Below are 17768 nucleotides of genomic sequence, written 5' to 3' on the forward strand. Positions count from 1 at the left end.
TCGAGTCTATATCGATGAACCACACACGGACAGACGTTCAGCGGACCGACGACCGCCGAAATCGGCTCGCCGAGACGACGCTCGAGTTGCTCGCGTTCGACACACAGAACCCACCCGGCGAGACCCGACAGGCGTTCGACTGGCTCGAGCGCTCCGTCCCGGAACGTGGTGTCGAGATCGATCGGATAGAAGCCGAACGCGAGAAACCGAACCTCGTCGTGACCATCCCCGGCGAGCGCGAGTGGACGCTGCTCTACGAGGGCCACCTCGATACCGTCCCCTACGACCGGGACTGCTGGTCGCACGATCCACTGGGCGATCGCGTCGACGACCGGCTCTACGGCCGCGGTGCGACCGACATGAAGGGTGCGGTCGCAGCGATGCTCGAAACGATGCGGACGTTCGCCGACGAGACGCCGCCGGTGACCCTGCAGTTCGCGTTCGTCAGCGACGAGGAGACCGGTGGGGGCGCGGGAATCGACGCCGTGCTGGACGCCGAGGCGATCAGCGCCGACGCCGCAGTGGTCGGCGAGACGACCTGCGTCGACGAACGCCACTCGATCGCTGTCGCCGACAAGGGTCGAATCTGGCTCACGCTCGAGGCGACCGGGCGGGCCGCCCACGGCTCCCGGCCGATGAACGGCGAGAACGCGATCGATTACCTCTACTCGATGATCGATTCCTGTCGGGAATCGATTACGTCCCGTCGGCTGGAGTACGATCCGGCGGTCGAACGGATCCTCGAGGAGTCTCGGGCATACTACGGGTCTTGTCCGTGCGAGGCTGGGACACACCTCGAAGAGCTCTTCGAGTACCCCACGTTCAACCTCGGGCGTCTGGACGGCGGCAACACCGTCAACAGCGTCCCCCAGACTGCGACCGGCGAACTCGACGTTCGGGTGACGCCGGGAGCCTCTACCGGGGCGGTTCTGGAGCAGATCCGGACGTGTATCGACGGCCGGGAGCACGTCTCGATTCGGGACGTCTCCTGGGCCGAGGGAACCTACGTCGAACCGTCCGCTCCGATCGTCGAGGCCGTCACCACGGCGGCCGCGGACGTCCTCACGGATCGGCCGCTTGCCCGCTGTGCGACCGGTGGTGGCGACGTCAAGAAGCTCCGGGCGGCGGACGTTCCCGCAGTCGAGTGTGCAATCGGGAGCGATACCGCCCACGGTGTCGACGAGTACGTCCCGATCGACGCGCTCGAACGCACGGCTAAGTGGTACGTGCGGCTACCGGGCCAGCTCGCCGAGTCGATCGGGTCCAAGCGCTAGTCGTGAGAGAGTATCCGACGGGTGGTTTCAGCGCTGAAAGGTGCTCTCTGCGTGGGTACTGGAATCTTATGTCGGCCGTCCTCGTAGTGGTTCCCGTGATACTCCCATGACGAGCGTCGAAGTCGAATACTGTGACCCGTGTGGCTTCATCGACCGCGCAACCGAAACGCAGACGCAGATTCTCGAGTCGTGTGGCGAACCAGTAGACGGCGTCGAACTCGTCCCCGGCGAGGACGGCGTCTTCGAGGTTCGCGTCGACGACACTGTGATCTTCGACGTCGACGAACTCGAGTACGACCTCACGACGATTATGGAGGGTGTGTGTGGACAGCTCTCTGCGTGTGACTGTGACCCCAGCGAACTCGGCGGCGAGGACACTGACTCGACTGATTGCAGTCCTGGGTGTTGCTGAGTCACGTCTCTACAGATGAGCAAGACTCGCGTCGATGATTTCGACCAAGCTATTTGCCGGGGAACCCACTCGGATGTCGAGACACCGTGTCCACACCTCGTGGACGGCCAGGACGAAACGGGTCGTGCAGTCGTTGATAGACTCGCTCGACTCGAGACGAACGCACTCGAAACTGTGACAGGTGCCGAACAGTTCAAATGTGAACACTGTGGCTGTCCACTCGCGAATCTGGAGAAGGTGAATCTCGCACCCGATGCGTGTCCCCGCCTACAGACCCACGACAAGCAAGAGCGATAGCTGGCGGCGGCTATCCCATTGACGATACTTTAGTGTCTTCACGCTCAAGAGCGGGTATGGAGCCGACGGACGTGTCTGACTGGCAGGAGTCGTGGCATCAGCTGCGAGAGATCCTCGGCTCGAAGTGGGCGTTTCACGTCCTGCGATTGCTTTCGGATCGACAGTACGGCTTCAACGAGATGCAGCGCTCCATCGACGGCGTGACGGCGACGATGCTCTCGCGGCGACTGAAAGAGCTACAGTGTCACGGCTTCGTCGAGAAACAAGTCGAACCGACGACGCCACCCTCGACGACGTACGAACTGACCGAAAACGGAGAGGCATTCGTCGGACTCCTCGAAGAGATGGAAGAGATGATCGGTCTCGCGGAGTGCTCTGACGGGAGCGAGTGTGCGACCACGGGCAAGTCGTCGAAATGCGCGACAGTCCAGTAGTTCAATATCGACACCAGCCGGTTCCCGATATCGATTTTTCGCTCTGAACCTTCGCCTCGTCGTCGCAATCACCAACTACGGAGGCAAAAATCAGCGACCTGATTGGGTAGTAGGACACGCCAGCCAGTTTCGGTTCCGAATCACGGTAGGGTGGGAGCACCACTTCGAGAGGTACGCTATGGTCTCTGCCGCGGTAGTCGTCTGTTCGAACTCGGGGAGGCCAGTTGGCACGGTCGTTTGGGTTTCAGCAGGAGAACCGTCTGAAGGGCGCTACAGGGCGTTCGCTGTCGAAGAACCGGAAGTAGAATCCGGAACGCGGGTATCGGTGCCGGTCAGTAGACGAGTTCGCCGGAGATGAACTGCTTCGTGCGGTCGTCGGATGGGTTCTGGAAGATGACGTCCGTCGGTGCGACTTCGGTGATGCTGTCCGCGAGGAGGACCGCGACTCGGTCCGCGACGCGTTCGGCCTGATGCATGTCGTGCGTTGCGACGACGACGCCGATTCCACGTTCGCGTGCTTCCGCGATGGCGTCCTCGATGACGGCGGTGTTCCGGGGGTCGAGGTCGGACGTCGGTTCGTCGAGCAACAGGACGTCCGGGTCGTACGCCAGTGCCCGAGCGAAGGATACGCGTTGGGCTTCGCCGCCCGATAGCGACCCAGCGTGTGCCGCCATCTCGTCGGCCATTCCGACGACGTCGAGGGATTCGCGGACGGCGTCGGCGGTACCGTTCGAGCGAACGAGCGAGTGGAGTTCGGACCGGACGCGGTCGCGCCACGACCGACGGATCCGGAGGCCGTATTCGACGTTGCGGGCGACCGAGGCGTCGAAGAGGCTCGCCGCCTGGAACACCATCCCGATGCGTCGCCGGAGCCCGAGTCGTTCGTCGTCGTCGACCGCCCACGCGTCCGTCCCGTCGAATTCGACGGTTCCCGCTTCGGGTTCGTCGAAGAGCGCGAGCGTGCGCAGGAGCGTGGTCTTCCCGACGCCCGACGGCCCGATGACGGCGACGACCTCGCCGGCGTCGACCGTTACGGACAGTTGTTCGAGCACGTTCTCGTCACCGTACGTCCGTGCGATATCGGTCGCTCGAAGCATCAGCGTTGCACCCCCACGTCACCGAAGCGGACGACGATGGCGTTGACGAGCAACACGAGCGCGACGAGTATGCCGCCCAGCACCATCGCGGTCCCGTACTGTCCCTGGCGCGCTTCGAGCTGGATGGCGGTCGTGAGCGTCCGCGTCTTCGAGATGCCGTCCGCGCCAGTGATGTTCCCGCCGACGATGAGGACGGACCCGACCTCGCTGATGGCGCGACCGAACCCGGCGAGGATCGCGGTCGCGATCCCGTACCGTGCCTCCTTGAGCACGACGAGTGCGACGTCGAGGCGCGTGCCCCCGAGGACGCGTGCGGTGTCGCGCACGTTCTGGTTCACGCCCGTTATGGCGGCGAGACTGATGGCGGTGATCGGTGGCGTCGCGAGCACGAACTGCGACATGATCATCGCTTCCTTCGTGAACACGAGTTCGAGCGGACCGAGCGGCCCCTGGTTGGAGACGGCGAACAGGACGAGCAGGCCGACGGCGACGCTCGGGAACCCCATCCCGGTGTTCACGACGGACTTCGCGAACTGCTTGCCGGGGAACTCGGAGAAGCCCATTGCGATGGCGACGGGGATACTGAACAGCGTGCTCAACGTCACCGCGACGACGCTCACGTACAGCGAGACGAAGATGATGCTCGAGACGTAGCCGTCCCTGAACGGGAGGTCGAAGATAGCCAACAGCAGGTCGGGAAGGTGTTCCAGTGGCACGCTCAGTCGTTGGAGTCGTCGCTCCACCCGTCGGGGACGTACTGCTGGAAGTTGGGGTCTTCGGAAACGGCCTCGGGGAAGAACAACTGTTCGCCGTTCACCTGGTACCCCGAGATGGCGTCCTGGGCACCGGGGCTGGTTATCCAGCCGATGTACGCCATCGCGAGGTCGTAGTTGGCGTTCTCGTGTTTCCCTGGATTGACTGCCATGATGCCGTAGGGGTTCGCGAGGATCTCGGGACCACCCTCGATTGGGCCCTGTACCAGGATCGCGAGGTCGATCTGGCCGCGCTGGGAGATGAACGTCCCGCGATCGGAGAGCGTGTACGCGCCCTGCTGGGCCGCGACGTTCAGCGCCTGGCCCATCCCGGTCCCGGTCTCCTGGTACCAGTCCCCGCCCGGTTCGGCGTCCGTGGCGTCCCAGAGGTCGAGCTCTTTCGTGTGGGTTCCCGAGTTGTCGCCCCGGGAGACGAACGTCGCTTCGGCGTCGGCGATGGCATCGAGCACCTCGGTCGCCGAACTCGAACCCTCGATGCCTGCCGGGTCGCTCTCCGGGCCGACGACGACGAAGTCGTTGAACATGAGGTCGCGGCGGTTGATGCCGTGCCCGTTGCGCATGAACCCGTCCTCGAGGCCGCGGGCGTGGACCATCACGACGTCGGCGTCGCCGTTGCGCGCGGACTGGAGGGCGGCACCGGTTCCTTGTGCGACCGCGTCGACGGACACCCCGTACATGTCCTCGAAGTCGGGGTGGATGTCGTCGAGCAGTCCGGTGTCGTAGGTGCTCGTCGTCGTCGTGAGCGTCAGGGTTTCACCCGCCACCGCCGGCTGGCCGTCGCTCCCGACCACCTGCGAACACCCGGCGAGGCCCGTCGCGACTCCCCCGGCGCCGATAGCCACGACGAACTGGCGGCGTTGTATCGGCATAGATACACCGACGAGACGATACTATAAAATAATTATGTGAAAGTGAGCGGGGTCTTTCGCTTCGGGAAGCGGAATACCTCCGGAGCGGGCGCTCGCAGGGACTGATAGTGATTATTGCGAGCCTTTACCGCTGAGTAACGAGAGGATCCGTCCGTTAGGGCTGAAGCAGTCTGGTTTTCGATGCCTCTGCCGAGAATCACCGCAATAATCACTATGAGGAGGTCGCTCTGGGTCGCTCCGGGTTACTCGCTGGGCGTCGCGTACCGCTCGAGTTCGAGCGTGCGAGGGTCGAGCGTGTAGTACGAATCCCACGCGGGCGCGAGGCTGACGACGCGGGTGTCGCCGTAGACGCCCTCGACGTGCTCGTGGTGGTGCCCGAGCAGACAGAGGTCGGGTTCGAGTTCCCGGAGGATGGCGTCGACGTACCGACAGCCGACCTGATAGTCCTCGGTCACGTCGACGCCGTGGGGTGATTCGTTGACGAGGAAGACGTCGACGTCTTCGAGGACTTTCGCGCGTTCGACGTCCGCCTCGACGAAGTGTCGACGTCGTTCGCTCGCCAGCTCAGAGCGGTCCTTCTCGTACTGCGTCGGTGCGTAGTTGCCCGAGAGTCCGGCGATACGGAGCCCGTCTCGCTCCACCACCGTACTCGCGAGGAGGTTCGCGTTCCTGACCCCGTCCGGGGAGTCGCCCGATCGCAGGGCGTCGATGACGTCGAAGTCCTCGTTGTTCCCGGCGACGAAGTACGTCGGGATCGGGAGGTCGTAGTGCATGAGGTCGCCGAGCTGGAGGGCGTACTCCGCGTCGGCCGCGTCGTACGCCGCGTGGAGCGCCCTGCGTTTCGATCGGTCGGCTGCGTGTGCGTCGCCGAGAACGAGCATCGCCTCGTTCTTGGAGGGTGGGGGTTAACAACGGTCCGGAACCGTCTCGACGCCCTGACCGACTCGGGACCCTGGAGCAACGACGAAGTAGCACCCTGGTCCACGAAGTCTCGAGGGGTCGGCGACTTAGTCGTCGTTCCTGGTGAACGCTGGCGACTATGGCCGTCGGAATGACCAAGACGTCAGTAGTCGGTAACGTAGGTTTATGTTCCATGGCAGACAATAATATCGGTTATATGGGGGAGGAACAGCCCGGTGAAGGCCGCGTCGGTGCAGAGGAAGAGTCATCTCCGGGGGGAGAGCGGATTCCAGACCGGTTCTATCGGGCGCTCTCCGCCGTCGACAGACGGCGGTGTCTATGGTACTTGCTAGAGCAGTCCGACGCGTCGGACGTCCGCGAGCTCGCGACCGTGCTCGCTGGCTGGGAGGCGTCGGACACGGGGTCGATGTCGACCGAATCGGACTACGACGCTGTGCTCCTGGAACTCCATCACCGCCACCTCCCGGTGCTCGACGACGCGGGCATCATCGAGTACGACGCCGATAACGGCGCAGTCACCCTCGAGGACTTCGACGATTCCGCTCGCTATCAGCTCGCCGACCTCGTCGCTCCGGGCGACGCCCGGGACGGATGACCGAGGTCGACCGGCTGCTGACGGACCGCAGCCGGTCACCGTACAGGTTCGTCTGCTACGGGTCAGGTGACGGCGCGGTCGTCGAGCGCTTCGCGGCCCACAGCGTCGGCGTGGACACCCGTTCGTTGCCCGAGGGTGGCCCCAGACCGTTCGTCGTCGTCGAGGAAGACGGCGAGTTCCGGGGGGCGCTCGCTATCGCGGACCTCGAGACGCTCCTCGAACCACCCATCCATCGCCTGGAACGCATGGAGGACGTCTCGTCGGGCTACAACGTACTGTTCCAGTTACTCGACGACGCGGTGTTCACCGGGATGACTCGGCGCGAACTGCTCGCGGTCAGTCGCGAGATCGAGGAGCGCGCGTTCCGCATCGGGACCGGCACGCTCCGCGTCGGCTTCCAGACGCTGTCCAAGCTCGAATCCCAGACGGACGTCTACCGGACGCTCGGGGCGGAACCCGACCTGGACGTGCACGTCTACGGCGCACCGGACTGGACGCCACCGACGATCGCCGGCGTAACATACCACGAGTACCCCGACGATGCCCTGGAGCGGTACTGGCTCCTGGCGTACGATAGCGAAACGGCGACCGCGGAGACGTGCGCGCTCGTCGCCCGCGAGACGGACGACGCGTACGATAGCTTCTGGACGTCCGACCCGGGGACGACTCGGGCAGTTCTCGCCGAACTCGAGCGGCCCTGAGTGGCCTCAGCGGACGCCGCCTTCGCCGTCGGTGGCGACGGGGCGTGCACTTCGACCGAGTTGGTCTACGAGTGCGCTCGCGCCGGCGTTAGTGGTGGCGAGGGCGCGTTGTTTCGCGACTTCGGCGGCGATGGCGTCGGTGAGTCGGTCGTGGGTGCCGAGGGTGTCGGCGTACGCGATGCCGCCGCGGTCGAGTTCGAGTTCCTCGGGGATGCGGGTCTCGGTGGCTTCGGAGGCGGCGACGAACAGGGGAACGGCGACGGCGTGGCCGGTGTCGACGTCGTACCGTGCGCATTCGACGGTCGGGTTCTGGAGGAGGTAGCACGTCGTCACGGCGTCGTACTCGGTGCGTTCGCGGATGCGTGCGGCGTGATAGTTCGCGGTCTGTCGGTGGTAGGGCTTGCTGCTGGACCCGAAGCCGGCGAGCACGAGCGTGCTGTCGGTGACGTCTGCGCTAGCGGGGGCGGTGCTGGGGGCGATGGCGTCGCGCGCTCGGTCGAGGAGCACCTCGGTGACGGCGGGGCTTCGACCGATGGGTTCCGTGTAGTGAACGGTTCCGGGGATGGCGGCGAGTGCGCCGGGGAGACGTTGGAGGGTGTCGTGGGAGTGAGCGGCGGTCATCGGGATGGCGTAGACGTCGTCGGCGTCGATGGTGGCGAGTTCGTCCCTGAGTTCGCGGGAGGGCTCGCTCTCGTAGGTGGCGACGGCTACGTCGTCGACGCTGGTGCGGGCGGCGAGTCGGTCTGCGTGGGTCTGGTACACTTCGCGGGCGTTGCCAGCGTCGCGGCCGGTGAGGAGGATTGCGTCTGTTGTCATGGATTCGAGCCGTAGTTCAACTATACTTTATCTAACCCAAACGGGCTTGGCCTAGCTGACTGAGCGAATTGACTAAAACGTTCCGGTGGTTCGGGGATCGAGTACCTCGCCAAGTCACCCGTCGGCGCGCACGACGAGCACGGAGAGGTCCGAGAACGGCGAGTCCTCGGGGGCGTCTCCGCCAGCGTGCATCGCGAGGTCCTCGAGCGTCGTCCGCGTCACGGCCTCGTCCGCGTGCGTCAGGCGTTCGAGGACGAGCGCCTCGAGGCCCCCGGTCGCACCCGCATCGAGGAGGTCGGCGGCGACGTCGCCCGGCATCAGGTCGTACGGTCGCGGGAGTACGAGCAGGTGTCGGTCGCCGACGCCGTCCCGGAGTCGTGCCAGATCGGGTTCGAGGTCACCGCTCCTGTGGAGCGTCACGAACTCGCTCGCCTCCATCGGCGTCCGCGCACGACTCGCCGCCACCTGGAGCGACGAGATGCCCGGAACCACCCGCACCGGGGCGTCGACGGCGCGCTGGACCTTCCCGACGAACTGGTACCCCGAGTGGTTCGGGTCCCCCATCAGGACCGCCGTTCCCGTCTCGCCGGCATCGACCCGGTCGGCGAACGCCGAGAGCGCCTCCTCTTCGTCGGCGTACCCGCAGGTGAGGGCGTCGCCGTCGACGGACTCCGAAACGAACTCGACGACCGTCTCGAACCCGATGACGACGTCCGCCTCGCGGATGGCGCGCTCGCCCCGCGGCGTCAGGAACTCGACGTTCCCGGGGCCGATGCCGACCGCACGGACGACGTTCGACGTCCCACCCGCGCCGGACGTCCCACTCGCGTCGACGACCTCGGGGCGTGCGGCGGCGAAGTCCGCGGGGTCCGGGCCGGCGTCGAGGTCGTAGTCGTCGCTCACGAGAGGTCGACCTCGCCGTTCCTCGCGTCGCTCGCGACGTGGACGAGTTCGTTCGCGAGCCCGGCCGCGAGCCCGCTTCCGCCGCGTCGACCGACGTTCGTGATAGCGGGTACGTCGTGCTCTCTCGCGACCTCGCGGAGGCGTTCGCGACTCTCGGCGGCCTTCACGAACCCGACCGGCGTCGCAACGACGACGGCGGGGCGGGTGCCTTCGGCGATGCAGTCCGCGAGCGCGAGCGCCGCCGTCGGCGCGTTCCCGACCACCGCTATCGCGTCGTCGTAGACGCCATCGCGGTCGAGTTCCAGCACGGACGCGGCGGTGCGAGTCATCCCCGTCTCAGCGGCGAGTTCCGCACCGTTCCCGATGGCCTTCCCCACCGGACAGTCGTGTCCGCGACCAGTGATTCCCTCCTTGACCATCGTGATGTCCGTCACGATCGGTCGTTCCTCGAGGACGGCGCGAGCGCCAGCACGCACCGGCTCGGAGTCGTCCGTGCCCGTGAACCGGACGAGGTGCTGGAACTCCGGGTCACCGGTCGCGTGCACGCTCTTCTGCCGGACCCGGTCCGCGAGCGTCTCGTCGGGGACGAGTTCGCGGACGCGGTCCATGCTCGTCGTCGCGATGTCCATGGCGTTCTCCGTGGTCGCACCCAGGTCCGCGTACTCGTCGAACGATTCGTCAGCGTCGTCGGGTCGTGGTTCGTCAGTTGTCATCGGTCGTCTCCATAGAATCGGTCGCAATGCCGTCTTCAGTCGTCATCGCCGGCCACCTCCGTCTTCGGTGCGTCGGTCGCCCTCGCTTCCAGGTCGCCGTCGACCTCGAGGTTCAGGTCCCGGAGGCGGTCGGCGGTCTCCTCGGGTGCGTCCCAGAGGTCGCGCTCGATGGCTTCCAGGAGCGTCTCCGTGATGGAGTCGAGCGCCCACGGGTTGACGTCGCGCATCCACGCCTGCCGTTCGGCGTCGAACGCGTACTTCTCGGCGACGCTCGACCAGAGCGCATCGCTGACGACGCCCGTCGTCGCGTCCCAGCCGAGGACGACGTCGACCGTGGAGGAGAGGTCGCCAGCGCCCTTGTAGTCGTGCTCGGTCATGCTGTCGAGCCACTCGGGGTTGAGGACGCGCGCTCGCATCGCCTTCCGGACCTTCTCCTCGTTCGTGTACACGTCGACGTTGGCGGGGTCGCTGGAGTCACCGACGTAACTCGAGGGTTCCTCGCCCGCCGTCTCCGCGACGGCCGTGATGAATCCGCCGTGGAACGCGTACCAGTCCGAGGAGTCGAACTCGTCCTGCTCGGCGGTATCCTCGATCTTCACGGTCGCGTCGACGTTCCCGAGCCGGTGCTCGAACGCGTCGTGGGCCTCGCTCACGTTGCCGCGCGACCCCATCGCGTACCCGCCCCACTGGACGTACACTTCCGCGAGGTCGCTCCGAGACTCCCAATTCCCCTCGTCCACGGCCTTGTTCGTCCCCGCCCCGTAACCGCCGGGGCGCGTGGTGAACACGCGATGCCGCGCCGCGGCCTCTGGCTCCTCGACGCCCTGCTCGGCGAACGCGTCCTCGTCCGCCTCGACGTGCTTCTTCACGTAGTTCATCTCGTGCGGTTCGTCGAGGGCGACGACCGCGTCCACGGCGTCGTGCACGACGCTCGCTGCCTGCGGGAACGCGTCCCGGAACAGTCCGGAGACTCGAGTCGTCACGTCGATGCGCGGCCGGTCGAGTTCGTCGAGCGGAATCGGCTCGACGTCGTCGACGCGACCGGCGTCGGTCCACTCGGGTTCGACGCCCATCAGCGCGAGCACTTGCGCGATGGTCTCCCCGCGCGTCCGCACCGTCGGCGTCCCCCAGGCGACGACACCGACCTCCTCGGGGTACTTGCCTTCGTCTCGCGGGTCGTTCCTCTCCCCGCTCGACCGTTCCGCGGCGCTTCGCGCCGCGTGCTCCTCCCTGTGACGCTCAGCGACGCCGTCGGCGACTTCCTTGCCGACGTGCCACGCCGAGCGCGCCGGGACCTTCCGCGGGTCGAGCGTGTAGAAGTTCCGCGCCGTCGGCAGGAGGTCGACGCCGCCGCGCGTTGGCGCGCCGCTCCCGCCCGGCGGGACGTACTCGCCGTCGAGCGCGTTTGCAGTCCGGGGGACTTCGTCACTCGCACCGTCGACGCGGGGCTGTGCTTCCTCGCAGATGAACCGGAGGACCTCGCGCAGGTCGTCGTGCGCGCCACTGCGAGCGCGGCCGTCGCCGACCGGGTCGACGTCGACGACGAGCAGGTTCCAGTTGATGGCGTCGGCGTCGAAGTCGTGCTCGGCGAGGTGCTCGACGAGTTCCAGGCAGGTGTCGTACACCTCGTCCGCGGCTTCGGCGTACGTCATCCCCAGGTCGTCGACGTACGTCCCGGGTTCGTCGAGCATCCGCTGGTGGTCGACGCCGAGGACGCCGGCGACGCTCTGCCGGAGACTGGGCGCACCCGGGTTCTCCAGCCTGGTCAGGGCGACGAGGTACTCGACGAGTCGCTCGCCCGCCGGCGGTTCGCTGAGAGTATGCAGACCCATCCTGATCTGGGTGGTCTTCACGTCCGTGACGTACTCGTGGACGCGCTCGACGAGTTCCTCGACGTCGACGGAATCGCCCGCCACCTCGCCTTCCGCGAGCGTGCTACCAGCGGCGTCGGGCCCGCGGACGTCGGCTTTCTCGGATATCTCGCCCTCGATACCGAGTTCCACGGCCAGATCGAGTTCGTCGACGAGTTCGCGGAGCCGCTCCGCGAGGGCTTCGCCGTCGTCGCTCCGCGCGTCTTCCATGCCGGCTTCGCGATACCGGCTCGCGAGTTCCTCGAGTTCGCCGAGTTCCTCGTACGCGCCGGCGTTCCGCATCACTGGCGTGAGGTAGTCGACGATAGCGGCGTACGACCGACGCTTGGCCTGCGTGCCCTCGCCGGGGTTGTTGACGATGTAGGGGTAGACGTTCGGGAGGTCGTCGACGAGCTGGTCGGGCGCGCTCTCGGCGTTCAAGCCGACGGTCTTCCCCGGAAGCCATTCGAGGCTCCCGTGCGTCCCGAGGTGGACGACTGCGTCCGCCTCGAAGGCATTCCGGAGCCACGCGTAGAACGCGACGTAGTCGTGTGGCGGCTGCAGGTCCGAGTCGTGGTACACCTTCGAAGGGTCCATCCCGAAGCCACGCGGCGGCTGCACCGTCACGAGGACGTTCCCGAACTCCACGCCTGGGATCGCGAACGGACGCTCGGGCGGGTCGCCCCATTCCTCGCGGACTTGCTCCTGGAATCGGTCGTCGAGGTCCGCGAACCAGTCGCCGTACTGCTCGCGGCTCACGACGTCGACGCTTCGCTCGCGGACGTCCTCGGGCGCGACCCAGCGGTCGTCGAGCGTGAGTTGGCTCGTGAGTTCGGCGACGAGGGACTGGCCGCTCTCCGGCGTCTTTCCGTCCATGCTGTACCCGCGATCGTCGAGTTCGTCGAGCAGGTTCACGGTGCTCTCGGGGCTGTCGAGACCGAACGCGGTGCCGATGCCGTCGTCGCTCGGCGGGTAGTTGTGGAGGACGACCGCGACCTGCTTCTCGTCGTTGTCGAGGTAGCCGAGGCGCGACCAGTTCACGGCGAGTCGAGCGGCGTGGTCGACGCGGTCGTCGATCGGGAAGTGCTGTTTGGGCGCGGTCCCGATTCCGGCCTCGTCGTCGGTGCGTTCCTTCCCGCTGATCGGGTGCGTGATGACGTTCCCGTCGAACTCCGGGAGTGCGACGGAGAGCGCGAGTTCGAACCCCATCACGCCGGTGTCGCTGGCCTCGTACCGGGAGCGCGAGCGCATCGTCGTCACCGTCTGGAGTACGGGGACGCCGAGGCGGTCGAGGAACACCTCCTGTGCGCCGTCGCCCTCGTCGTTGGCGCTCCGGCCGCGTTCGTCCATGGAGAGCGAGAACATGAACGAGGAGAGGACGGCGTCGACGACCGGATTCCCGTCAGCGTCGGTGAGCCACTCGTCGGTCACCCACTCCGCGTCCGCCTGTTCGGCCGTGTCGGTCGCTGGGTTGCAGAAGACGGGCAAGGCGTTCGCGCCTTCGGCCTCGATGGCGCGCACTTGCGCGTCGACGTAGCGCGTGTTCTCGTGCGTCCAGTGGGACTCGTAGAACCAGATTGCGACCGTCGGCGCCTCGGGGTCGAAGGTCCCGAGCAGTTCCTCGTAGCTCGCACCGGGGTGGTCGGGGTGGTAGACGCCCTCGGTGGGGAGCGTCACGGGGTCGTCGTACTCCCGGCTGTCGTCCCCGGTCCCTTCGTCGACGAGGAAGCGGAGACAGTTCGCGACGTTCGCGGTCCCGCCCTTCTCGAGGTACTCGTAGACGGTCTCGCGCGTCTGGTCGTCGACGGTGGTGTCGTCGTAGGCGTACGCGTCGCCCGTGGACTTGACGACGAGTGGGACGTCGGCGTCGGCGAGCGTCTCGACGACGTGGTCGTAGCCGGGCATGCTGTCCTCGGCGCCGTGGAGCCAGAGCACGACGGCGGTCGCGTCCTCGAGTTCGTCGACGAACGCGGCGACGTCGTCCTGGCCGTCGAGGTCGCTCTCCGAACGGGCGAGTAGGTCGGCGTCGACGCGTTCGGCGGCGCGTGCGACGGCGCCCAGTTCGTTCTCGGTCGCGGTGTACAGGCCGATGTGTGGCATAACGTTGTTAAACCTCTATTGTGCTACTACAACCATGGTTGATTTCGGTAGTCACAAAAAACCCTCGCACGCCGGCCGCCAGCGGCCGAGGTTCGACGACGTCGTCGGCCAGCACGCCCTCAAGGAGGCGTTGCTGGCGGTCGCGACCGACGACGACCTCGACGGCCTCCTCGTGCAGGGCGAGAAGGGAACGGCGAAGTCCACCACCGTCCAGGGGCTCGCCGACCTCCTCCCCGACCAGCGCGTCGTCGCCGACTGCGACTTCGGCTGTCACCCGGAGGACGCCTCGCTCCAGTGCGTCGACTGTCGCGACCGTGAGAACCCGCCGACAGCGATGCGACCAGTGCCGCTCGTCACGCTCCCGCTCGGTGCGACGAGAGAACGGATCGTCGGCACGCTGTCCGTCGCGGACGCACTCGACGGCGACCACGAGTTCGACCCCGGCCTGCTCGCACGCGCCCACCGCGGGGTCCTCTACGTCGACGAGGTGAACCTGCTCGACGACCACCTCGTCGACGTCCTGCTCTCCGCCGCCGCCAGCGGCGTCAATCGCGTCGAGCGCGACGGCATCAGCGTCACGCACCCCGCGGAGTTCACGCTCGTCGGGACGATGAACCCCGAAGAAGGCGACCTCCGGCCCCAGCTCCGCGACCGGTTCGCGCTCCAGACGACGGTCACGGGCTGTTCGGACCTCGACGACCGCGTCGAGATCATCGACCAGGCGCTGGACGAGGCCACCGAAACCCCGGATTCGACGTCCACCGGACGCGACTCCGGCGAGCGCCTGCGCGATGCCAGGGACCGCATCGGCGACGTCGTACTCGAACGCTCCCTCCGCGAGGACATCGCGGAACTCTGCCGGGACGCCGGCGTCGACGGTCATCGCGGCGACATCGCGACAGCGCGGACCGCACGAGCGCTCGCCGCACTCGACGGCCGCGACCGCGTCGAGGAGAACGACGTCGAGACCGCGGCACGCTTCGCGCTCCCGCATCGACTCCGGGCACAACCGTTCGAGGACGCCCCCGACGTAGAGGAGGTCGTCGACGAACACTTCGACGACGAAGGTGGCGCAGAGGACGGCGAGAGCGACGCCGAGGACGGCGAGGGTGACGCCGAAGACGGCGAACGCCGGGCCGAGAACGGAGATGACGAGTCCGGTGACGCCGATGCCGGCGACGCTGGTGGGGACGACGAACGCGACGCCTCCGGCACAGGGGACAGGGAAGGAGGCGCTGGTGATGCCGGCGATGGGGCTCTCGACGACGAGGGGAAGGCCGGGGACGCGACCGCCGCAGGCGACGACGAATCGGCGGACGATACCGAAGGCGACAGCGACCGCCCCGCCGACGAGGGTGACGACGAGCCACGCGATGCGAGTCCGCGGCCGAGTCCGGGCCGTGGCGCCCGCAGTGACGACGATTCGAGCGCGAACGAACAGCCCCGAGCGAATCCCGAAGGTGATGCGGCCGAGGGAGGGACGCCGTTGCTACCCGGCCAGGACCGCGCGGACGTCGGGGAGGCGGCGGCGCCGGAGCTGTCGCCACCGGAGGCGATAGCCGAACCTGGGTCCGGGACCGGGTCGCGTGCGTCGGCGTCGCCGAGCGTGGACGCGAACGGTTCTCGTGTACGGACGGAGCGGACGGACGCTGGAACTGGCGGTGTGAGTGTGGACGCGGCGGCGTCGGTGCGTGCGGCGAGCGCGCGCGGTGCGTCGTCCGTCGAATCGCGGGATCTCCGGCAGTCGGTTCGCGCCGGTGATTCGTCGGCGCTCGTGTTGTTCGTCGTGGACGCGAGCGCGTCGATGCGGCCGGCGATGCGTGCGGCGAAGGGGACCGTGCTGGAACTGCTGGAGGACGCCTACCAGCACCGGGACGCGGTCGGGTTCGTGGCGTTCGCGGGCACGGATGCGGAGGTGCTCCTGCCGCCGACTGACAGCGTGACGCTCGCCGCTCGGCATCTGAAGTCGCTCCCGACTGGGGACCGGACGCCGCTTCCGGCGGGTTTGCGGACCGCGGGGCGCGTGCTTGATCGTGCGGACCCGGCGGCGAGCGTGGTCGTGGTGGTGACGGACGGACGCGCGAACGTCGCGGACGGCAGTCCGGTCGCGGAGACGCGCGCCGCGGGCCGTGGATTGGCCGAGCGCGACGCGCACGTCGTCGTCGTCGCCGCCGGTGAGGACGACGGGCCGACGGTCACGGACGCGCTGGTCGAGGCGAGCGGTGGGGAGCGCGTCCCGCTCGCCGCCCTCAGCGCGGCGCGCGTCGACGAGTCCGTGCGAGAGGTTCGGGACCAGTAAAATCCGCAACCGGAGGCTGGCGAAGGGGTCGTGGGCGACCACACGAAAGTTTTACAAGCTCAGTTGTGTTTGGTAAAGCTGGATTTAGTATGTCGGCCGCGCAGGACACCGTCCACGACAGAATCGACCGTGCAAGCACCGACCTGACCGCGGGACAACTCGCGACCGGACTGGGGCTCGTCGCCGCGATCTCGTTCGCGCTCCTCGTCCTCCAGGACCCCGCGGCACACGATTCGCTCCACAACTTCAGGCACGCCGCCGGCGTCGTCTGCCACTGAGATGCTCGTCGACTACCTCGTTCGGGGCGCGAAAGCCGGCGTCGTCGCCGGGCTCGCGTTCGGACTGTTCGTCGCCGTCGTCGCGAACCCACTCGTCGGCGTCGCCGAGACGTTCGAACACGACGGGCACACCGCCGGGAACGGCGACCACCACGACGCCGCTGGCGCGACGTCGGCGGTGACGACCGGCGCCGTGAGCGTCGCCGGCGGCGTGCTATGGGGGCTCCTGCTCGGCGTCGTCGCGTTCGGCGCCGGGTTCTACCTGCTCGAACCCGCACTCCCCGGACCCCCGGGGGCGCGGAGTTACGTCCTCGCCGCCGGCGGGTTCGTGACCGTCTCCGGCGCACCGTGGCTCGTCCTCCCGCCGAGTGCGCCGGGCATCGAAGCCACGCTCGCGACGCCGACGCGGCTCGCGATCTACGCGACGATGATGGTCGTCGGCGCACTCGCGTGCACCCTCGCAGTCGTGGCGTACCGCCGCGGTCGCGACGCTCGCGGGCGCCGCGGGGGTGGACTCGCCGCGGCCGTCCCGCTCCTCGCGCTCGCGAGCGTCGGCGTGCTCGCACCGGTCCCGGCCGGAGAGAGCGCAATACCCGACGCGCTCGCGACGAGCATCGTCGGCGTCGTCGCCTTCGGACAGGTCCTCCTCTGGACGACCCTCGCAGCGACGAACACGTACCTCGACGCCACCGGCGACCGATCGAACGGTCCGTCCGTCGAGGACGACACGCCGGACCCGCGGGTGACGGCGGACTGATGGAGGACCGCACAGCCGAGGTCGTCGACAGCGGGTTCACCGACCACGTGCTCGTGTGCACGAACGCTCGCGACAGCGAGTACGCGGCGTGCGCGGACGCCCACGGCGACGCAGTCTACGACGCCGTCGAAGCGTGGCTCCGCGACCACGGCGTCTTCTGGTCGCCCGTCCAGCTCGCCGAAACCACCTGCCTCGGACTGTGTAGCGCCGACGGCACCGCCATCGCGATCCAGCCTCGGAATCGATGGTACAGCGACGTCACGCCCGAAGACGTCCCCGAACTCTTGCGCTCGGAGTTCGGCGAGAACGCCGACGACCTCGGCGTCGACGCCTCCACCGCCGCCGACTGACTCGGGCGTCGTTGCAGGCCAACGGTTCCGGACTCGTTCTCAGGTCAACAGGCTGTAGATAGCGTACGCGATCACGATCAAGACGACCAGCGGGACCACCACGCGCGCAATCGGGACCAGCAGTCCGACTATCAAGGGAGTCACGCAACCACCTCGACGAACCGACTCGGTTCCGCGTCCATCTCGCTCGACTCGCATCGATACATCATGAGAACACGCCAGAGCCCGAACCACATCAAGCGCCGACTCGGTTGACGCCGATTCATGACCGTTCGAAGCGTTCGAGCACCAGTTTAAGCATCAACGAGTTACGCTATCCCTGCAAGAAC

General features: G+C 67.3%; 17 protein-coding genes. 9 read left to right on the top strand and 8 right to left on the bottom strand.

The window, feature by feature from the left end:
* Window positions 1-14 precede the first annotated feature (14 nt).
* The 3 genes from HLAC_RS16710 to HLAC_RS16720 all read left to right on the top strand — a co-directional run bounded on the left by HLAC_RS16710 (window position 15) and on the right by HLAC_RS16720 (window position 2417).
* Entirely contained in the window at window positions 15-1274 is a 1260-nt protein-coding gene (locus tag HLAC_RS16710; RefSeq protein ID WP_012660161.1) for a M20 family metallopeptidase, read from the top strand.
* 106 nt (window positions 1275-1380) lie between these two features.
* Window positions 1381-1686: a SelT/SelW/SelH family protein gene (locus HLAC_RS16715; RefSeq protein ID WP_012660162.1), complete on the top strand. Its 306-nt coding sequence runs from the start codon at window positions 1381-1383 to the stop codon at window positions 1684-1686.
* A 353-nt stretch (window positions 1687-2039) separates the two neighbouring features.
* On the top strand, window positions 2040-2417 hold the full coding sequence (locus tag HLAC_RS16720; protein WP_012660164.1) for a winged helix-turn-helix transcriptional regulator: 378 nt from the start codon (window positions 2040-2042) through the stop codon (window positions 2415-2417).
* A 332-nt stretch (window positions 2418-2749) separates the two neighbouring features.
* Here HLAC_RS16720 and HLAC_RS16725 read toward each other — a convergent pair whose 3' ends face one another.
* The 4 genes from HLAC_RS16725 to HLAC_RS16740 form a co-directional block, all read right to left on the bottom strand.
* On the bottom strand, window positions 2750-3514 hold the full coding sequence (locus HLAC_RS16725) for an ABC transporter ATP-binding protein (RefSeq protein WP_012660165.1): 765 nt from the start codon (window positions 3512-3514) through the stop codon (window positions 2750-2752).
* Entirely contained in the window at window positions 3514-4236 is a 723-nt protein-coding gene (locus HLAC_RS16730; protein WP_049934023.1) for an ABC transporter permease, read from the bottom strand. The genes HLAC_RS16725 and HLAC_RS16730 overlap by 1 nt, the downstream gene beginning before the upstream one ends.
* On the bottom strand, window positions 4233-5156 hold the full coding sequence (locus HLAC_RS16735; protein ID WP_012660167.1) for an ABC transporter substrate-binding protein: 924 nt from the start codon (window positions 5154-5156) through the stop codon (window positions 4233-4235). The genes HLAC_RS16730 and HLAC_RS16735 overlap by 4 nt, the downstream gene beginning before the upstream one ends.
* Window positions 5157-5398: 242 nt before the next feature.
* Window positions 5399-6037 carry a metallophosphoesterase family protein gene (locus tag HLAC_RS16740; protein WP_012660168.1) on the bottom strand — a complete coding sequence of 213 codons (639 nt, stop codon included), beginning with the start codon at window positions 6035-6037 and terminating at the stop codon, window positions 5399-5401.
* A 236-nt stretch (window positions 6038-6273) separates the two neighbouring features.
* On the opposite strand from HLAC_RS16740, the gene HLAC_RS16745 reads away from it, so the two are divergent.
* Both HLAC_RS16745 and HLAC_RS16750 read left to right on the top strand, forming a co-directional pair.
* Window positions 6274-6672: a DUF7344 domain-containing protein gene (locus tag HLAC_RS16745; RefSeq protein ID WP_049933956.1), complete on the top strand. Its 399-nt coding sequence runs from the start codon at window positions 6274-6276 to the stop codon at window positions 6670-6672.
* Window positions 6669-7373, top strand: coding sequence for a DICT sensory domain-containing protein (locus HLAC_RS16750; protein WP_012660170.1), 705 nt, complete (start codon window positions 6669-6671; stop codon window positions 7371-7373). Before HLAC_RS16745 ends, HLAC_RS16750 begins: the two co-directional genes overlap by 4 nt.
* Before the next feature lie 6 nt (window positions 7374-7379).
* On the opposite strand, the gene HLAC_RS16755 is transcribed toward HLAC_RS16750, so the two are convergent.
* The 4 genes from HLAC_RS16755 to cobN form a co-directional block, all read right to left on the bottom strand.
* On the bottom strand, window positions 7380-8189 hold the full coding sequence (locus HLAC_RS16755; protein ID WP_012660171.1) for a CbiX/SirB N-terminal domain-containing protein: 810 nt from the start codon (window positions 8187-8189) through the stop codon (window positions 7380-7382).
* A 114-nt stretch (window positions 8190-8303) separates the two neighbouring features.
* Complete coding sequence (locus tag HLAC_RS16760; protein ID WP_012660172.1) at window positions 8304-9092, bottom strand: cobalt-precorrin-7 (C(5))-methyltransferase; 789 nt, start codon at window positions 9090-9092, stop codon at window positions 8304-8306.
* On the bottom strand, window positions 9089-9805 hold the full coding sequence (locus tag HLAC_RS16765; RefSeq protein WP_012660173.1) for a precorrin-8X methylmutase: 717 nt from the start codon (window positions 9803-9805) through the stop codon (window positions 9089-9091). The genes HLAC_RS16760 and HLAC_RS16765 overlap by 4 nt, the downstream gene beginning before the upstream one ends.
* A 35-nt stretch (window positions 9806-9840) precedes the next feature.
* Window positions 9841-13755, bottom strand: a complete 3915-nt coding sequence (cobN, locus tag HLAC_RS16770; protein WP_012660174.1) for a cobaltochelatase subunit CobN — start codon at window positions 13753-13755, stop codon at window positions 9841-9843.
* Window positions 13756-13789: 34 nt separating this feature from the next.
* On the opposite strand from cobN, the gene HLAC_RS16775 reads away from it, so the two are divergent.
* The 4 genes from HLAC_RS16775 to HLAC_RS16790 all read left to right on the top strand — a co-directional run bounded on the left by HLAC_RS16775 (window position 13790) and on the right by HLAC_RS16790 (window position 17439).
* Window positions 13790-16054, top strand: coding sequence for a VWA domain-containing protein (locus HLAC_RS16775; protein WP_012660175.1), 2265 nt, complete (start codon window positions 13790-13792; stop codon window positions 16052-16054).
* Window positions 16055-16143: 89 nt separating this feature from the next.
* Window positions 16144-16332, top strand: a complete 189-nt coding sequence (locus tag HLAC_RS16780; protein WP_012660176.1) for a CbtB domain-containing protein — start codon at window positions 16144-16146, stop codon at window positions 16330-16332.
* Between the two features lies 1 nt (window position 16333).
* Complete coding sequence (locus HLAC_RS16785; RefSeq protein WP_012660177.1) at window positions 16334-17089, top strand: CbtA family protein; 756 nt, start codon at window positions 16334-16336, stop codon at window positions 17087-17089.
* Window positions 17089-17439 (top strand): (2Fe-2S) ferredoxin domain-containing protein, encoded by a 351-nt coding sequence (locus tag HLAC_RS16790; RefSeq protein WP_012660178.1) that lies wholly within the window; start codon window positions 17089-17091, stop codon window positions 17437-17439. The genes HLAC_RS16785 and HLAC_RS16790 overlap by 1 nt, the downstream gene beginning before the upstream one ends.
* Window positions 17440-17768: the final 329 nt, after the last annotated feature.

Source organism: Halorubrum lacusprofundi ATCC 49239, assembly GCF_000022205.1.
GTDB classification, from domain to species: Archaea; Halobacteriota; Halobacteria; order Halobacteriales; family Haloferacaceae; genus Halorubrum; species Halorubrum lacusprofundi.

Bases quoted from the DNA above. Each gene is read 5' to 3' on its own strand.
- HLAC_RS16765 (WP_012660173.1), bottom strand. From the start codon at position 9,805: ATGACAACTGACGAACCACGACCCGACGACGCTGACGAATCGTTCGAC.
- HLAC_RS16740 (WP_012660168.1), bottom strand. From the start codon at position 6,037: ATGCTCGTTCTCGGCGACGCACACGCAGCCGACCGATCGAAACGCAGG.
- HLAC_RS16725 (WP_012660165.1), bottom strand. From the start codon at position 3,514: ATGCTTCGAGCGACCGATATCGCACGGACGTACGGTGACGAGAACGTG.
- HLAC_RS16720 (WP_012660164.1), top strand. From the start codon at position 2,040: ATGGAGCCGACGGACGTGTCTGACTGGCAGGAGTCGTGGCATCAGCTG.
- HLAC_RS16750 (WP_012660170.1), top strand. From the start codon at position 6,669: ATGACCGAGGTCGACCGGCTGCTGACGGACCGCAGCCGGTCACCGTAC.
- cobN (WP_012660174.1), bottom strand. From the start codon at position 13,755: ATGCCACACATCGGCCTGTACACCGCGACCGAGAACGAACTGGGCGCC.
- HLAC_RS16780 (WP_012660176.1), top strand. From the start codon at position 16,144: ATGTCGGCCGCGCAGGACACCGTCCACGACAGAATCGACCGTGCAAGC.
- HLAC_RS16735 (WP_012660167.1), bottom strand. From the start codon at position 5,156: ATGCCGATACAACGCCGCCAGTTCGTCGTGGCTATCGGCGCCGGGGGA.
- HLAC_RS16755 (WP_012660171.1), bottom strand. From the start codon at position 8,189: ATGACAACAGACGCAATCCTCCTCACCGGCCGCGACGCTGGCAACGCC.
- HLAC_RS16715 (WP_012660162.1), top strand. From the start codon at position 1,381: ATGACGAGCGTCGAAGTCGAATACTGTGACCCGTGTGGCTTCATCGAC.
- HLAC_RS16775 (WP_012660175.1), top strand. From the start codon at position 13,790: ATGGTTGATTTCGGTAGTCACAAAAAACCCTCGCACGCCGGCCGCCAG.
- HLAC_RS16710 (WP_012660161.1), top strand. From the start codon at position 15: ATGAACCACACACGGACAGACGTTCAGCGGACCGACGACCGCCGAAAT.
- HLAC_RS16785 (WP_012660177.1), top strand. From the start codon at position 16,334: ATGCTCGTCGACTACCTCGTTCGGGGCGCGAAAGCCGGCGTCGTCGCC.
- HLAC_RS16790 (WP_012660178.1), top strand. From the start codon at position 17,089: ATGGAGGACCGCACAGCCGAGGTCGTCGACAGCGGGTTCACCGACCAC.
- HLAC_RS16745 (WP_049933956.1), top strand. From the start codon at position 6,274: ATGGGGGAGGAACAGCCCGGTGAAGGCCGCGTCGGTGCAGAGGAAGAG.